The organism is Bacillus sp. FSL W8-0102, from assembly GCF_038007225.1.
In the GTDB taxonomy this organism is placed as follows: domain Bacteria; phylum Bacillota; class Bacilli; order Bacillales; family DSM-4216; genus Bacillus_O; species Bacillus_O smithii.
In genome coordinates this window covers 2,414,375-2,429,895 of the sequence record NZ_JBBOWT010000001.1, presented here as the reverse complement: position 1 = coordinate 2,429,895, position 15,521 = coordinate 2,414,375, and the positions used below count along the sequence as shown (strand labels likewise).

Annotated in this window: 14 protein-coding genes; 11 read left to right on the top strand and 3 right to left on the bottom strand. The window is 40.6% G+C overall.

The genetic code is table 11. The features are described from left to right. The first annotated feature begins 155 nt into the window (after nucleotides 1–155). From N1I87_RS11625 to N1I87_RS11610, 4 genes are all read left to right on the top strand, one after another. Nucleotides 156–1,439, top strand: a complete 1,284-nt coding sequence (locus N1I87_RS11625) for an IS110 family transposase (RefSeq protein WP_270584767.1) — start codon at nucleotides 156–158, stop codon at nucleotides 1,437–1,439. Between the two features lie 418 nt (nucleotides 1,440–1,857). After that, the gene (locus N1I87_RS11620; RefSeq protein WP_003354399.1) at nucleotides 1,858–2,313 is read left to right on the top strand and encodes a TlpA family protein disulfide reductase; all 456 of its coding nucleotides are present in this window, start codon (nucleotides 1,858–1,860) and stop codon (nucleotides 2,311–2,313) included. 446 nt (nucleotides 2,314–2,759) lie between these two features. Then, nucleotides 2,760–4,097 (top strand): cytochrome ubiquinol oxidase subunit I, encoded by a 1,338-nt coding sequence (locus N1I87_RS11615; RefSeq protein ID WP_341101867.1) that lies wholly within the window; start codon nucleotides 2,760–2,762, stop codon nucleotides 4,095–4,097. A gap of 195 nt (nucleotides 4,098–4,292) precedes the next feature. Then, nucleotides 4,293–5,306, top strand: a complete 1,014-nt coding sequence (locus tag N1I87_RS11610; protein WP_341101864.1) for a cytochrome d ubiquinol oxidase subunit II — start codon at nucleotides 4,293–4,295, stop codon at nucleotides 5,304–5,306. A gap of 130 nt (nucleotides 5,307–5,436) precedes the next feature. Here N1I87_RS11610 and rnjA read toward each other — a convergent pair whose 3' ends face one another. Continuing rightward, complete coding sequence (rnjA, locus tag N1I87_RS11605) at nucleotides 5,437–7,104, bottom strand: ribonuclease J1 (protein WP_003354402.1); 1,668 nt, start codon at nucleotides 7,102–7,104, stop codon at nucleotides 5,437–5,439. A gap of 6 nt (nucleotides 7,105–7,110) precedes the next feature. Next, a complete protein-coding gene (locus N1I87_RS11600) occupies nucleotides 7,111–7,317 on the bottom strand; it encodes a DNA-dependent RNA polymerase subunit epsilon (RefSeq protein WP_003354403.1) in 207 nt (68 codons plus the stop codon). Nucleotides 7,318–7,787: 470 nt separating this feature from the next. On the opposite strand from N1I87_RS11600, the gene N1I87_RS11595 reads away from it, so the two are divergent. Then, nucleotides 7,788–8,558 carry a Cof-type HAD-IIB family hydrolase gene (locus tag N1I87_RS11595; protein WP_003354406.1) on the top strand — a complete coding sequence of 257 codons (771 nt, stop codon included), beginning with the start codon at nucleotides 7,788–7,790 and terminating at the stop codon, nucleotides 8,556–8,558. A gap of 182 nt (nucleotides 8,559–8,740) precedes the next feature. Here N1I87_RS11595 and def read toward each other — a convergent pair whose 3' ends face one another. Continuing rightward, on the bottom strand, nucleotides 8,741–9,295 hold the full coding sequence (gene def, locus N1I87_RS11590) for a peptide deformylase (RefSeq protein WP_341101862.1): 555 nt from the start codon (nucleotides 9,293–9,295) through the stop codon (nucleotides 8,741–8,743). Nucleotides 9,296–9,908: 613 nt separating this feature from the next. Here def and pdhA point away from each other — a divergent pair. The 6 genes from pdhA to N1I87_RS11560 all read left to right on the top strand — a co-directional run bounded on the left by pdhA (nucleotide 9,909) and on the right by N1I87_RS11560 (nucleotide 15,460). Continuing rightward, the gene (pdhA, locus tag N1I87_RS11585) at nucleotides 9,909–11,024 is read left to right on the top strand and encodes a pyruvate dehydrogenase (acetyl-transferring) E1 component subunit alpha (RefSeq protein ID WP_040341479.1); all 1,116 of its coding nucleotides are present in this window, start codon (nucleotides 9,909–9,911) and stop codon (nucleotides 11,022–11,024) included. A gap of 3 nt (nucleotides 11,025–11,027) precedes the next feature. Beyond that, on the top strand, nucleotides 11,028–12,005 hold the full coding sequence (locus N1I87_RS11580) for an alpha-ketoacid dehydrogenase subunit beta (RefSeq protein ID WP_003354409.1): 978 nt from the start codon (nucleotides 11,028–11,030) through the stop codon (nucleotides 12,003–12,005). A gap of 74 nt (nucleotides 12,006–12,079) precedes the next feature. After that, entirely contained in the window at nucleotides 12,080–13,384 is a 1,305-nt protein-coding gene (locus N1I87_RS11575) for a dihydrolipoamide acetyltransferase family protein (protein ID WP_270584181.1), read from the top strand. 5 nt (nucleotides 13,385–13,389) lie between these two features. Next, a complete protein-coding gene (gene lpdA / locus N1I87_RS11570) occupies nucleotides 13,390–14,799 on the top strand; it encodes a dihydrolipoyl dehydrogenase (RefSeq protein WP_270584182.1) in 1,410 nt (469 codons plus the stop codon). Nucleotides 14,800–14,954: 155 nt separating this feature from the next. Continuing rightward, on the top strand, nucleotides 14,955–15,212 hold the full coding sequence (locus tag N1I87_RS11565; RefSeq protein WP_341101859.1) for a hypothetical protein: 258 nt from the start codon (nucleotides 14,955–14,957) through the stop codon (nucleotides 15,210–15,212). A gap of 131 nt (nucleotides 15,213–15,343) precedes the next feature. Beyond that, on the top strand, nucleotides 15,344–15,460 hold the full coding sequence (locus N1I87_RS11560) for a GapA-binding peptide SR1P (RefSeq protein ID WP_048623066.1): 117 nt from the start codon (nucleotides 15,344–15,346) through the stop codon (nucleotides 15,458–15,460). Nucleotides 15,461–15,521: the final 61 nt, after the last annotated feature.

The window sequence follows — 15,521 nt, the reverse complement described above, 5'->3', positions numbered from 1 at the left end:
GCCTAACCGAAGTCGTTAGGCCTTTTTTCAAAATGAATAAGGAGCTATTCCTGTAATGAAGAAATTTGAGGTTTGAAACAAAAAGAGCCCTCTTGGTATAGTACAGGGTGTCAATGCATTGACCCCGAATTAATAATTACCAAGGAGGACTCAAGATGAATTATACGCAAAATCGTAAAATCTCGCAAATTACACCATCAACATTAATTGTAGGCATTGATATCGCCAAAGACAAACACGTCGCTCGAGCTCAGGATGATCGAGGAATCGAATTTGGAAAAAGACTGATCTTTGAAAATCGCATACATGGCTATCAAAAACTGCTTGATTGGGTTTCGAGGCATCAAAAGGAACACCAAAAAACACATGTCATTTTTGGTGTTGAGCCGACCGGTCATTTCTGGCTGAGTCTGGCCTATTTCTTGACTGCTAAAGGTTATGACTTTGTCTTGGTCAATCCTATGCATGTCAAAAAAACTAAAGAGCTGGATGATAACTCTCCAACTAAAAACGATACGAAAGATGCACGTGTGATTGCACAGCTGATTAAAGATGGGCGATACTCCGTACCAAATCTCTTAGATGGCATCTATGCAGAGCTAAGAGAAGGCGTCAAATTAAGAGATCAGCTCATCCAGCAGCTTATGATCACAGAAGGTCGTATTCAAAATCACATCCAGCGTTACTTTCCGGAGTTTTTCGATGTATTTAAAGACTGGGAAGGAAAGGCAGCTCTTTGTACATTAAGAAACTTTCCATTCCCCTCTCAGATTAAAGAAATGACATCAGAAGAAGTTCTTGCGAAATGGAAACAAGAAGTAAACCGTGGTGTAGGAATCAAACGAGCTACAAAGTTAATAGAAGCAGCGAAAAAGAGCATTGGTATCCAAATTGGTATCAAGTTTGCTAAACGTGAATTGGATTATTTACTCGATCAATATGAGCTATACAAAGAGCAATTAGGACAGTTAGATAAGGATCTGGAAGCACTTGTAGTAACGATACCTGGAGCGAAGGAAATGATCAATATTCAAGGCTTAGGTCCTACAACAGTCGCGCTATTCTTCGCTGAGGTCGGGGATATAACAAAGTATAGTCATCCCCAGCAATTAGTAAATCTGGCAGGGCTGTCATTACGTGAACATAGTTCCGGGAAGTTTAAGGGGCAAACCAAGATCACAAAACGAGGACGAAGTCGATTGCGAAGAGCTTTATACTTGGCCATTCGTCCACTCGTTGCCCATAATCCAACGTTTAAAGCCCTGCATCAATACTACACAAAGCGTCCTGATCGACCTTTGAAGAAACAGCAGTCACTGATTGCCTTGTGTTGTAAATTACTACGTGTCTTATTTGTCATTGGTCAAAAACAGTGTGAATTTGATGGTTCAAAGTTATTGAGAGGTTTGCCTCAAATCGATTCATTACAGGCAGCTTAAGGCTTTATTAAGTTCATGAAATCATTTCAGAATACCGTAATTATCTCAAATGACAAACACCAATAGTGCAGAGTTGGAGCTTATTTATTCCATACGGGCATGTGACCCAGCAAAGGAGCATATCCAACCTCCACCTCATGGATACGCAGGACGAAGGAATGTATGGAATTCAATCCGGAGAGATGTGGGAGGGTTAGCGACCGTGAGTGATGTGGAGATGATGAAGCACGGTTATACCTTATTTTTACCAAATAAATACAATTTGGTTGATAGGATGCCCCCTACCATGTAAATTATTTAAAAAAATTCAACATATATCCATTAAATGAGGTGTGTATTCTATTAAGTGTCTATGAAATTTTGAGAAAAAGCGAGTATTCGGGAGAAAAATAAACTTTATTGAGGGAGGAATATATCCATGAAATTGCGTGAACCGATGCCGGAATTAACCGGTGCAACGACTTGGCTCAACGGACAGGTGACAAGAGACCAACTTGTAGGTGAAAAACCTACTTTAATCCATTTTTGGTCTGTAAGCTGCCATATTTGTAAAGAAGCAATGCCACAAGTAAACGAATTCCGTGACCGTTATAAAGATAAATTAAACGTTGTGGCTGTCCATATGCCTCGTTCCGAGAAAGATTTGGATATCGATCAAATTAAGGAAGTGGCTGAACAACATGGAATTACACAGCCTATTTTTGTTGATAACGAACATAAATTGACAGATGCATTTCAAAACCAATACGTACCGGCTTATTATGTATTTGATAAAGAAGGAAAACTCCGTCATTTCCAAGCTGGCGGAAGTGGGATGAAAATGCTTGAAAAACGCGTGAATCGCGTATTGGAAGAATCCGAAAAAAGCGAATAAAGTGAAGCTATGATCATTAATGTAAAGTTTCATCTTCACTTAGGTCAATAGAACCAATCGGGCATTTAGCGACAGTTGTTCTGTACTTGCATGCTCAAAAATTTTAATCAGGTTGTCGGCTATATCGACAACCTGTTTATTTTTTAGATTGAATATTCCGAATAATAATTCATATATATTGAAAGGAAAAATGCATCGACACATTAACCGATCTTACTAGATCGGTTTTTATAATGAATTTTGAATGTATTTTTGTTTGTTATCGTTGTCAACAGAACAGGGATTTTTTTCTCGTCACAGTATGATTTTATGGTTTGCTTGAGCTTATTTGGGAAAGATATAAAAGAAAGCGGATTGTATGGAAATGAATTTCCAACAATGATGAAAATCATAGGATGGCAATCTGGCTGGTAAGGTTGCCATACATGTAGTAGGGAGGGGTCAAAGTGGTATTTGATAACGTCATGTTGAGCCGTCTATTAACTGGAATGACGCTTTCCTTTCATATTGTCTTTGCAACGTTAGGCGTGGGCGTGCCTGTGATGATTTCCTTAGCTGAGTTCATTGGGATCAAACGAAAGGATCCTCACTTTTTGCTGCTCGCGCGCCGTTGGGCGAGAGGATTTACGATCTCTGTTGCCGTTGGCGTTGTGACAGGTACGGCTATAGGCTTGCAATTATCCATGCTATGGCCTTCATTTATGGAAGTTGCCGGCCAGGTGATAGCACTTCCGCTGTTTATGGAAACGTTCGCTTTCTTTTTTGAAGCGATCTTTCTAGGCATTTATCTTTACACGTGGGATCGCTTTAAAAACCGTATTTATCATTGGCTGCTTTCCATACCAGTGATGGTGGGATCTTCTTCTTCGGCACTTTTTATCACGACTGTAAATTCATTTATGAATACACCGCAAGGATTTGAATTAAAAAACGGAAAAACGGTGAATATTAATCCGATCGAAGCGATGTTTAACCCTGCTACACCTTCCAAAGTACTGCATGTGATATCGTCCGGTTATGTTACATGCGCAGTGATTTTAGCCGCAATCAGCGCTTTTGCTATTTTGCGAGGAAAAAGGGGGGAATATGAAAAGAAGGCGCTGCGGATGACCATGGTATGCACGCTCGTTTTCTCTATTTTTACGGCGTTGGCGGGAGATTTATCGGCTAAATTTTTAGCGCACCGGCAACCTGAAAAATTGGCGGCGGCAGAATGGCATTTTAATACGGAAACAGGTGCAGATTTAATCATGTTTGGTTCATTGGATCGCCATCATGATGTCCATTATGAAATTCGCGTTCCAAAGATGTTAAGTTTTTTATCCGGAAATTCTGTTGATACGAAAGTAATAGGGTTGAATGATTTTCCGAAGGATGAAAGACCGCCGCTGATTATCCACTATATGTTCGATTTGATGGTTGCGATTGGTGTTTTTCTTACAGCTGTTTCTGCTCTATATATTCTCTTATGGGCCTTTAAGAAAAAAGAGTGGAACAAATGGCTGTTGTGGGCGATCGTGGCTTCCGGTCCGTTGGCAGTGCTGGCCATCGAACTAGGATGGATGTTAGATGAAGTAGGTCGGCAGCCGTGGATTTTAAGAGGGTATATGAAAGTGGCAGATGCGGCCACAAAAGGAAATGGAGTGGGTCTGGCATTTACATTGTTTGCGATTTTGTATTTCATTTTGACCATTATGTGCTGTTTTGTCCTGAGTAAAATGTTTAAAAATAATCCGGCAGAAGTGGAATTGGAACGGCGATTCCCTTATGTAGATCCGAAATAGTTTCAGCGTTGGAGTTTGATTGTTTCCGAAATGGACAGCTGATCGACAAAGTCTATTCTAAGAGCAAATATGAAGGGAGAATGCAGTGTGTTTACTCCTTTTAAAGGACTATCAGAATGAAAGTGTTACATTCAACATTTCATCATTCAGACTTATGTATGCAAGTAGAAGGGAATTGGGAAAGGAGGATGAGCAATGAGCCTAGAAATCGTTGGAATCACTGTTTTATGGACGTTTTTATATGGATATTTAATAGTGGCTTCCGTTGATTTTGGAGCAGGGTTTTTTGATTTCTATGGAAAAATTACAAAGCAGGAACATGTCATGAATGCACTCATTAGCCGTTATTTATCGCCGGTTTGGGAAGTGACAAACGTTTTCTTTGTATTTTTCTTTGTCGGCTTAGTCGGATTTTTCCCGGCGGCAGCCTATTATTATGGCACCGCTCTGTTGATTCCGGGCAGCATTGCGATTCTTTTGTTGGCGATTCGAGGTTCTTTTTATGCATTTGGAAATTATGGATCGCGAAGAAGCCTCGTTTATTCATTTTTATACGGTGCAACCGGCTTGTTGTCTCCTGCCGCTTTATCGACGACGTTGACTATTTCAGAAGGCGGATTTATAGAGGTGAAGGATCATAAAGTGCATTTTTTGGCCAATAAGCTGTTTGCCAGCCCGTATTCATGGAGCGTTGTCTTTTTAGCCATTGTTTCCGTTCTTTTTATCAGTGCTGCATTTTTGACTTACTATGCTGATCGGGCGAATGACCTTAAGGCAAGAACGTTGTTGAGAAAGTTTGCTCTCTTTTGGAGCCCTCCGACTATTTTAGCAAGCTTACTCGTATTTTGGGGTCTTAAAGTCCATAATCCTGTTCATTATGACAGAGCTCTTGATTATTGGTGGATGTTTGCCTTATCGTTAATTTGCTTTCTGACAGCTGTTTATTTTATCTACCGTCAAAAACGATTTGGCACTGCATTTATTTTCGTTATGCTGCAATTTTTCTTTGCCTTTTTTGGATATGGAGTCTCACATTTACCGTATATTTTATATCCTTTTATTACCGTGCATGAAAATGTGACCAATCCGGCAATGGGGACCTCATTAGTGGTTGCTTTTATATTCGGGCTTTTGCTTTTAATCCCGTCTTTAGTTCTGCTTATGAGACTATTTTTGTTCGATGCGGATTATGTAAGAGGGAAAAAATGAATGTGATTGAACGTAAGGATGCTATTCATAAGAATCGTTGTACTGGCTTTTAATGAGACTCAGAACAATGTCCAGAGCCCCTTTAAAACAAGCAAAAACCTCCTTTTTTGAAAGGAGGTTTTTGCTTGTTTTAAACTTCCATAATAATTGGAAGGATCATTGGGCGCCGTTTCGTTTTTTCATATAAGAACGGTGCCAAGGTGTCGGTAATTTCGTTTTTTATTTCCGACCATTGAGAAGTTTTTCGTTCCAACATTTTGTTGATATGCTTCGTGATCATCGCTTGAGCTTCGTTGATAAGATCACCGGATTCCCGCATATAGACGAATCCGCGTGAGATGATATCAGGTCCAGCAGCGATTTTAAATTCTTTCATATTGATGCTGACAACGACAATGACTAAACCTTCTTCCGATAAAATTCGGCGATCTCTTAATACGATATTTCCGATGTCTCCAATTCCGCTTCCATCAATATAGATGGAGCCAGAAGGGATTTTTCCTGCGATCGTTGCCGAATTTTTTCCAAGAGCCAATACATCACCGTTGTCCATTAGGAAGCAATTTTCTTCCGGAATACCACAATCCATTGCCAGTCTTGCATGCATTTTTTGCATCCGATATTCACCGTGGATCGGCATGAAAAATTTCGGTTTAATAAGGCGGAGCATTAATTTTTGCTCCTCCTGTCCGCCATGCCCGGACGTGTGAATATTATTCAAGGAACCGTGAATCACATCGGCACCTGCTCGATAAAGCAAATTGATGGTGCGGTTAATGCTGATCGTATTACCCGGTATTGGCGAAGAGGAGAATACGACCGTATCTCCTGGCTGAATTTGAATTTGCCGATGGGTTCCATTGGCGATTCTTGAAAGAGCAGCCATCGGCTCTCCTTGGCTTCCCGTACAAAGTATGGTGACTTTATGGGCAGGCAGGCGATTAAGCGTTTGAGTGTCAACAAATGTATCTTTCGGACAGCGAATGTAGCCAAGCTCTTGCCCGATTTCAATAGCCGATTCCATGCTTCTTCCAAAAACGGCAATTTTCCTGTCGTTTTGAACCGCTGCTTCAGTTACCTGTTGGAGACGGTGAATATTTGAAGCGAATGTGGCAAAAATAATCCGGCCTTTTACTTTTCGGAAAATAGCCTCAATGCTTTCTCCTACCCGCCGTTCCGACATTGTAAATTCAGGTACTTCACTGTTTGTGCTGTCCGATAGCAGGCATAAAACGCCTTCTTTTCCGATTTCCGCCATTTTGGTTAAGTTGGCAGGTTCACCGACAGGAGTAAAGTCGAATTTGAAATCTCCCGTATGAACGATATTCCCGGGAGGCGTTTTAACAACAATTCCGTATGAATCCGGAATGCTGTGTGTTGTCCTGAAAAAGGTGACAGACGTTTTGCGAAATTTAATCACGTCATCTTCGCGAATTTCGTGCAGTTTCGCTTGTCTTAATAGACCATGTTCTTCAAGTTTATTTCGAATTAAACCAAGAGCCAATTTTCCTCCGTAAATCGGAACATTTACCTGCCGCAGAAGATAGGGGATGCCACCGATGTGATCTTCATGGCCGTGGGTAATAAATAAACCTTTAATCTTATCTTCATTTTTGACTAAATAGCTGTAATCCGGAATGACGTAGTCAATTCCCAGCAGTTCGTCTTCCGGGAATTTGATTCCGGCATCGATAAGGATGATTTCATCTTGAAACTGTACGCCATAAGTGTTTTTTCCGATTTCGCCCAATCCTCCTAAGGCAAAAACGGCTGCTTGATCATTTTTTACAAATTTCATATATGTCTATTTCTCCACCTTGAAGTCTTCTCTTTGTTTTTCATATTCCAAATAGGCCCCTTCCAGCGGCTGAATATATTCGATACTGATGGGGCGATCTTTTAATTTTTGGCGTACATCCCTTTCAGAGTCTGCTTCTATAAACAAAGCGACTGTATTTTCGCGAGTTGGAACCTCCGTGTTTGATTCTTGATAGTAAACTTTGTAAATCAATGTACTCACTCCTTTGCCGTTTTTAGTAACTTTTTCTATTATATAAAAACTTATTAACTTTTTCATGCATTTTCATAGCGCTAAATCATTTCCAATAATTTACACGAAAAAACTGTTCATAAAGATAGCCCTCCCAAAAGAGAAGGGCGGTGCCAAAAACTAAGCGATAGACTTTTTGCGTAATAGGTCTTTCCACTGTTTTAGGAGCTTTTTTTTAAGCTTCTTTAACATAGTGGATCACTCCCTTGCCTTTATTGTACTACAAACTTGTCCAAAGGAAAAGCCGCCCTTAAGATGGCCAGCATTGTCATTTACGTCTCTCCCACATTGGTTTATATACTGTTGATAGTATATGGAATTGACCGAAAAATTTGCATTGCCCGTGTTGGAACATTTAACCTATTTGACAAAATGGTGCTTGTAGTTTACCTTAACCATCAAGTAATGATTCTATGTGAGGAGTTTGAGTGATGAGTAAAATAGTCTTTTTTGACATAGACGGCACATTGTTGGACCATGAAAAAAAACTACCCGAAAATACGAAAAAAGCGATTCAGTTGTTAAAGCAAAGCGGGGTGTACACTGCGATAGCAACCGGGCGGGCTCCGTTTATGTTTGCCAATTTAAGGGAAGAATTAGAAATCGAATCTTTTGTCAGTTTTAATGGCCAGTATGTTGTGTTTGAAAACGAAGTGATCTATCATCGGCCTTTTTCTGTTGACCAGATGGAACGGTTGGAAAAAGAGGCAAATGGCAGAAATCATCCGCTCGTATTTATGACTGACAAAACGATGAAGTCGAATATACACCATCATCGCTATATAGAAGAAAGCTTGGGCACATTGAAATTTTCACATCCGGAATACAGTCCTCATTATTATCGAAATCATGATATCTACCAGGCGCTATTGTTTTGCAAACCAGGTGAGGAGGCTTATTACGAAGAACGTTTTTCCGACTTTCGTTTTATCCGCTGGCATGAGTATTCAGTGGATGTACTACCTGCAGGCGGTTCTAAAGCGGAAGGGATTAAAAAGTTGATCGCAAAGCTTGGATTTCGTATTGAAGACGTTTATGCGTTCGGTGATGGATTGAATGATATCGAAATGCTTCAAACAGTAGGCACGGGCGTTGCCATGGGAAATGCATTGCCTCCTGTAAAAAAACAAGCGGATATCGTCACGAAAGATGTGGCCGAGGATGGAATTTATGAAGGATTAAAAAGGTTGCAGCTTATTTAAATCATCTTTCCCAAACGGCGACTGACGTCGACCTCTAAAAAAAGGTTGTACCCTTTCCATTTTGGCTATGGATGAAAAATGATCCGCAGTCTTCATGGAAAGGGTTGGCCTTTTGACAATTTGACTGTTTTTCTAAACGGAAATTTCTTTTGATTTGAACAGTAACGATTGATCTTATTTTTTCAGCGCGTAATTGCTACTGCATTGTCAATAGGTGCAAATGGATTTTCTTTATTAATATGATCGTAAAACATGATACCGTTAAGATGATCAATTTCATGCTGAAAAACAATTGCCGGTAGACCTTTTAACCGCAATTTGATTTCGTTTCCGTCCGAGTCATACCCTTTTACAGTCACTCTTGCATATCGAGGTACATAGCCCGGAATCGGTTTATCTACTGATAAACAGCCTTCTCCTGAAGCTAAATACGCTCTTTCCACTGAATGGCTTATAATTTTCGGATTAAAAAGCGCATAGCTGTAAAGTTTTTCATTTTCGTCTTCCACATGGACAGCAATCATTCTTTTGGAAACGTTGATTTGCGGCGCTGCTAGTCCAATCCCTGGCCTTAATCCGTATCGTTCGGCGATTTCCGGATCTTGGCTATTTTTTAAATACTCGATTAAACTCTCTAGTATTTTTTTATCTTCATCGGACGGCGGCAGTGAAACTTCCTCAGCGACTTTTCGCAAAGTTGGGTGTCCATCACGAATGATATCTTTCATGGTTATCATGCAAATTCCTCCTTTCGACAGAAATTTACAACTGCCGTATTTAAGTCTAACAAATGATTATTCATTTGTTAATGGTTTTGTCCCGCGCGAAAAGCGATTTCTATCCATACTTCTCAATTCTCAATGGTCGAATCAACCAATTATAATTTAATAAACGCTCACTGTCGATAAACGACCTCTAAAACCAGTATACGCTTCTAGTGAAACCAGATTTCTTCCTTGGCTCCATATATGGGCAGAAATGAGGAAGAAGTGTACAACAGCTGATTTTGAACCGGAAACAACGCCGTATTACTTCTATATAACAGAAAGATTTAAACGAACCGTGTTTATAAAACAGATTATTATATTTGAATAATACAGAAAGAAATAATGAAAGAAAAACTGCTATTTTGTTTGACTTTTTAAAGAAAAAAGGTTTAAACTAGGTTCGTAAAATGAAAATTGTACTAATGAAAATACGGAAAATGAATGGTACAGTTTGCGGTGCTTTTTCATACTTAGGCAGATTCACTCATAACCATCGTCATCGTCGGGGTTAGGAACTGTTATTTGGGGGTATTCTGTTACTAAATATGAACATTGTTATGGAAGAAAGGAAGAGGTGACACGAATGAGTGCTAAAGCAAACAAGGCACCACTTGATGTGAAGAAGAAGATAAAAGCGATAGAAGATCAATTTGAAATGTTTCAAATTTTAAATGAAGAAGGAAAGGTCGTTAACGAAGCAGCGCTTCCTGAATTAACGGATGAACAGCTTCAAGAGCTGATGCGGCGGATGGTATTTACACGCATTTTGGACCAACGTTCCATTTCTTTAAACCGTCAAGGCCGGCTGGGCTTTTATGCTCCTACGGCAGGTCAGGAAGCTTCTCAAATTGCTTCCCATTTTGCTCTCGAAAAAGAAGACTGGATTGCCCCTGGATATCGTGATGTACCGCAGATTGTATGGCATGGTGTTCCGTTATCACAAGCGTTCCTATGGTCTCGCGGACATTATATGGGAGGACAAATGCCTGAAGGAGTTCGTGCACTTCCTCCACAAATTATTATCGGTGCTCAATATGTACAAACGGCAGGAATTGCACTTGGATTGAAAAAAAGAGGAGAAAAAGCTGTAGCTGTTACATATACAGGTGACGGAGGTTCCTCACAAGGGGATTTCTATGAAGGAATCAACTTTGCGGGCGCGTTCAAAGCACCAGCTATCTTTATTGTTCAAAACAACCAATTTGCGATTTCTACGCCAAGAGAAAAACAAACAGCAGCTAAAACCATAGCTCAAAAAGGGGTTGCGGCAGGAATCCCAAGCATTCAAGTGGACGGAATGGATCCATTGGCTGTTTATGCGGCTGTGCGTGATGCAAGAGAACGTGCCGTTAACGGAGAAGGACCGACACTGATTGAGACGATTTGTTATCGTTTCGGACCCCATACAATGTCAGGTGACGACCCAACTCGTTATCGTTCATCTGAACTAGATACAGAATGGGAAAGAAAAGATCCGATTGTACGTTTCCGCAAGTTCCTTGAAGGCAAGGGATTATGGAACGAAGAAATGGAAAATGAAACAATCGAAAAAGCAAAAGAAGAAATTAAAGCTGCCATTAAAAAAGCGGACGAAGCTCCAAAACAAAAAGTGACCGATTTGATTTCTATTATGTACGAAGAGCTTCCTTATAACTTAAAAGAACAATATGAATTATATAAAGAAAAGGAGTCGAAGTAAGCCATGCCGCAAATGACAATGATCCAAGCCATCAATGATGCGTTGCGTACGGAATTAAAGAATGATGAGAACGTTCTAGTTTTTGGTGAAGATGTCGGCGTAAATGGCGGGGTTTTCCGTGCGACAGAAGGCCTTCAAAAAGAATTTGGAGAGGAACGGGTATTTGATACACCGTTAGCGGAATCCGGAATAGGCGGTTTATCCATTGGGCTTGCTCTTCAAGGATTTCGTCCTGTTCCTGAAATCCAATTCTTTGGATTCGTCTATGAAGTAATGGATTCCCTGAGCGGACAAATGGCTCGTTATCGTTACCGTTCCGGCGGGAAATTTTCTATGCCTATCACCGTTCGCGCTCCTTTCGGCGGAGGCGTTCATACACCAGAATTGCACGCAGACAGTTTAGAAGGGCTGGTAGCCCAACAACCTGGTCTGAAAGTGGTGATCCCTTCCACACCTTATGAAGCGAAAGGGCTCTTAATCTCAGCCATTCGTGATAATGATCCAGTTATATTCTTGGAACATATGAAACTGTATCGCTCTTTCCGTCAAGAAGTTCCTGAGGGTGAATATACGATTCCGCTTGGGAAAGCAGATGTGAAGCGTGAAGGAAAAGACATTTCCATCATCGCTTATGGAGCAATGGTACATGAAGCATTAAAAGCTGCTGAAGAACTGGAAAAAGAAGGATACTCTGCAGAAGTAGTTGATTTAAGAACGGTCAGCCCTCTTGATGTGGAAACGATAGTGGCTTCCGTTGAAAAGACAAATCGGGCGATTGTTGTTCAGGAGGCACAAAAACAAGCAGGTATAGCTGCAAATGTTGTAGCGGAAATTAATGAAAGAGCTATTCTCAGCTTGGAAGCTCCTGTTCTTCGTGTAACTGCTCCGGATACTGTATATCCTTTTTCACAAGCCGAATCGGTATGGTTGCCGAACTTTAAAGACATTGTCGAAACTGCTAAAAAAGTGCTCGAATTTTAATGGATGACCGTTATGAGGATGGGTTATGCTCCCCTCTTTTACGGAACTAGACAATTTTTAGGAGGGTGAATACATTGGCATTTCAATTTAAATTACCGGATATTGGTGAAGGGATTCACGAAGGTGAAATCGTTAAATGGTATGTGAAACCTGGAGATAAAGTAAGTGAAGACGACGTACTTTGTGAAGTGCAAAACGACAAAGCAGTGGTTGAAATTCCTTCTCCGGTGGATGGAACGGTAAAAGAAATCCTTGTTGAAGAAGGAAATGTTGCGGTTGTTGGAGATGTATTAATCACATTTGATGCGGAAGGTTACAGCGATGACAATGCATCAGAAGAAAATCAAGGATCAAAAGAAGAAACTCCTGCTGAAAAATCTCAAAACGTACAAGAAGCAGCAGCAAAACAAGAGGCTCCTCAGCCTGCTGGCCAACCTGAAAAAGTGGATTCCGATCGTCGTGTAATCGCGATGCCATCCGTTCGTAAATATGCTCGTGAAAAAGGCGTGGATATTCGTCAAGTAACTGGTTCCGGAAAAAATGGACGCGTATTGAAAGAAGATATCGATCAATTCTTAAGCGGAGGAGCACAACCTGCAGTTTCAGAACAAACGACAACAGAAGAAAAAGCTGTCGAAGCAGCCGCTCCAGCCCAAACCGTCGTTTTGGAAGGAGAATTCCCTGAAACTCGCGAAAAAATGAGCGGAATTCGCAAGGCGATTGCAAAAGCGATGGTTAATTCCAAACATACTGCTCCACATGTGACTTTAATGGATGAGGTAGATGTAACCAAACTTGTTGCTCACCGCAAAAAATTCAAGGAAGTGGCAGCTGAAAAGAATATCAAGCTTACATTCCTTCCTTATGTAGTTAAAGCACTCGTGAGCACATTGCGTGAATTTCCAGCTTTAAATACATCTCTTGACGATGAAGCAGGGGAAATCATCCATAAACATTATTACAATATCGGTATTGCAGCTGATACAGAACGCGGCTTGCTTGTTCCGGTTGTAAAACATGCGGATCGCAAATCGATATTTGCTATTTCTGCTGAAATACAAGAACTTGCTACAAAAGCCCGTGAAGGAAAACTTTCTCCAGATGAAATGAGAGGAGCCTCTTGCACAATCACGAATATCGGTTCTGCCGGAGGACAATGGTTTACGCCTGTTATCAATCATCCAGAAGTAGCTATTTTAGGAATTGGAAGAATTTCTGAAAAACCTGTAGTTAAAAATGGTGAAATTGTAGCCGCACCTGTGTTAGCATTATCATTGAGCTTCGATCATCGTATGATTGATGGAGCTACCGCTCAATATGCGCTGAACCATCTGAAGCGTCTATTGAACGATCCAGAATTATTACTAATGGAGGCGTAATCAAAATGGTAGTAGGAGATTTCCCAATCGAAACAGACACTATTGTCATCGGCGCAGGTCCTGGGGGGTACGTCGCTGCAATCCGCGCTGCTCAACTAGGGCAAAAAGTAACCATCGTTGAGAAAGAGCATGTGGGGGGCGTATGTTTAAACGTCGGCTGTATTCCTTCAAAAGCGCTGATTTCAGCCAGCCACCGTTATCATGATGCGCTGCATTCCGATTCTCTTGGAATTAAAGCGGAAAATGTGACAGTTGACTTTTCCAAAGTACAATCTTGGAAGGGAAGCGTTGTCAAAAAATTAACGGGCGGCGTTTCAACCCTTTTAAAAGCAAATAAGGTTGAGATTGTAAAAGGTGAAGCGTATTTTGTCGATGCGCACACTGTTCGGGTGATGGACGAGAAATCAGCCCAAACATATACATTTAAAAATGCGATTATCGCAACAGGTTCTCGTCCGATCGAAATTCCGGCTTTCAAATTTTCAAAACGCGTGTTAAATTCTACTGGAGCCCTTGCACTTGAAGAAGTTCCTGAAAAATTGGTTGTCATCGGCGGAGGATACATCGGAACGGAACTTGGAAACGCATTTGCCAACTTTGGAACAAAAGTGACGATTCTTGAAGGCGGCGACGAAATTCTTCCTAATTTCGAAAAACAAATGTCTTCCATTGTCAAACGCAATTTGAAGAAAAAAGGTGCTGAAATTTTTACAAATGCGTTGGCAAAAGGTGTCGAAGAAAAAGAAGATGGCGTCGTAGTTACGTATGAAGTAAAGGGAGAAGAAAAAACGATAGAAGCTGATTACGTACTTGTAACAGTGGGCCGCAGACCTAATACGGATGAATTAGGACTTGAGCAAGTCGGCATTGAATTAACAGAAAAAGGTCTTATCAAAATTGACAAACAATGTCGTACTAATGTTCCAAACATTTATGCTATCGGAGATATCGTTCCGGGGCCACAGCTTGCACATAAAGCTTCTTATGAAGGAAAAATAGCAGCTGCAGCTATTGCTGGACAGCCGGATGAAATTGACTACTTAGCTATTCCTGCAGTTGTATTCTCGGATCCCGAACTAGCAACAGTAGGATATACTGAACAACAAGCGAAAGACGAAGGAATCGAAATTGTGGCCGCTAAATTCCCGTTTGCAGCAAATGGACGGGCTCTGTCGCTTGACAGCACGGATGGATTCTTGAAATTAATTACCCGCAAAGAAGACGGTCTTGTCATCGGTGCTCAAATTGCGGGACCTGGAGCTTCGGATATGATTGCTGAATTAGGATTGGCGATTGAAGCTGGTGTAACAGCAGAAGATATTGCCATGACTATTCACGCTCACCCGACATTAGGGGAAATTACGATGGAAGCTGCAGAAGTGGCTTTAGGCACACCAATTCATATTGTCAGATAATCTGTTCGGATAAACCCTTAGCACGGTTCAATGTGCTGAGGGTTTTCTCTTTTTTCTAGAGGTTTTAATGAAATATCGTTTTTCCGTTCATATAATAAAGTAATACAGTCGAGAGGGCGTAAGTATCAGTATGTAACAGAAAAGAGTGGACGAACATGGCATTTTATTTCGTTTTTTTGCTGCAATTAATCATTTGGAGCGGTTACATGTTAGCGACGTGGTTGTCTGAAGGTGACCGTGCTCGCTTTCAATGGTTGATGTTTTTGGTTTTTCTCTATTTGGGGATTTTAGTGGCGAAAAAATTTATTCCTTCCAATAAGAATGTGATATTAGTTACAATCTCTAGTCTAGCGGCATTTGTGCTTATCCAATATGCTCTGGATATAGTGTTTCAAACTCCTTTTACACTATGAAACACATAAAGGGTCTACACATTTATTTTTAATATGACATACAAAATAGGCTTGAAAAAATAAATGTGTTATATTATTATAGATACATAGAGATGAACCGTTTACAAACTTACACGAAAGGAAGTTGGAAGATGGGGACCATTGTTTGCAAGTCCTGCCTATCAACCATTGATCATTTTGAAGATGAAAAAGTAACCGTTTTATATTCTGATTGTGGCTGCAACGAAGAAGAAGAATTGGACGACTAAGTCATATTCCCTTCTAATTTCAGTTTTTCATTCATTTATCATCATCACCTTTACTTTCACA

Bases quoted from the DNA above. Each gene is read 5' to 3' on its own strand.
- lpdA (WP_270584182.1), top strand. From the start codon at position 13,390: ATGGTAGTAGGAGATTTCCCAATCGAAACAGACACTATTGTCATCGGC.
- N1I87_RS11595 (WP_003354406.1), top strand. From the start codon at position 7,788: ATGAGTAAAATAGTCTTTTTTGACATAGACGGCACATTGTTGGACCAT.
- def (WP_341101862.1), bottom strand. From the start codon at position 9,295: ATGATAACCATGAAAGATATCATTCGTGATGGACACCCAACTTTGCGA.
- N1I87_RS11625 (WP_270584767.1), top strand. From the start codon at position 156: ATGAATTATACGCAAAATCGTAAAATCTCGCAAATTACACCATCAACA.
- rnjA (WP_003354402.1), bottom strand. From the start codon at position 7,104: ATGAAATTTGTAAAAAATGATCAAGCAGCCGTTTTTGCCTTAGGAGGA.
- N1I87_RS11560 (WP_048623066.1), top strand. From the start codon at position 15,344: ATGGGGACCATTGTTTGCAAGTCCTGCCTATCAACCATTGATCATTTT.
- N1I87_RS11580 (WP_003354409.1), top strand. From the start codon at position 11,028: ATGCCGCAAATGACAATGATCCAAGCCATCAATGATGCGTTGCGTACG.
- pdhA (WP_040341479.1), top strand. From the start codon at position 9,909: ATGAGTGCTAAAGCAAACAAGGCACCACTTGATGTGAAGAAGAAGATA.
- N1I87_RS11620 (WP_003354399.1), top strand. From the start codon at position 1,858: ATGAAATTGCGTGAACCGATGCCGGAATTAACCGGTGCAACGACTTGG.
- N1I87_RS11565 (WP_341101859.1), top strand. From the start codon at position 14,955: ATGGCATTTTATTTCGTTTTTTTGCTGCAATTAATCATTTGGAGCGGT.
- N1I87_RS11610 (WP_341101864.1), top strand. From the start codon at position 4,293: ATGAGCCTAGAAATCGTTGGAATCACTGTTTTATGGACGTTTTTATAT.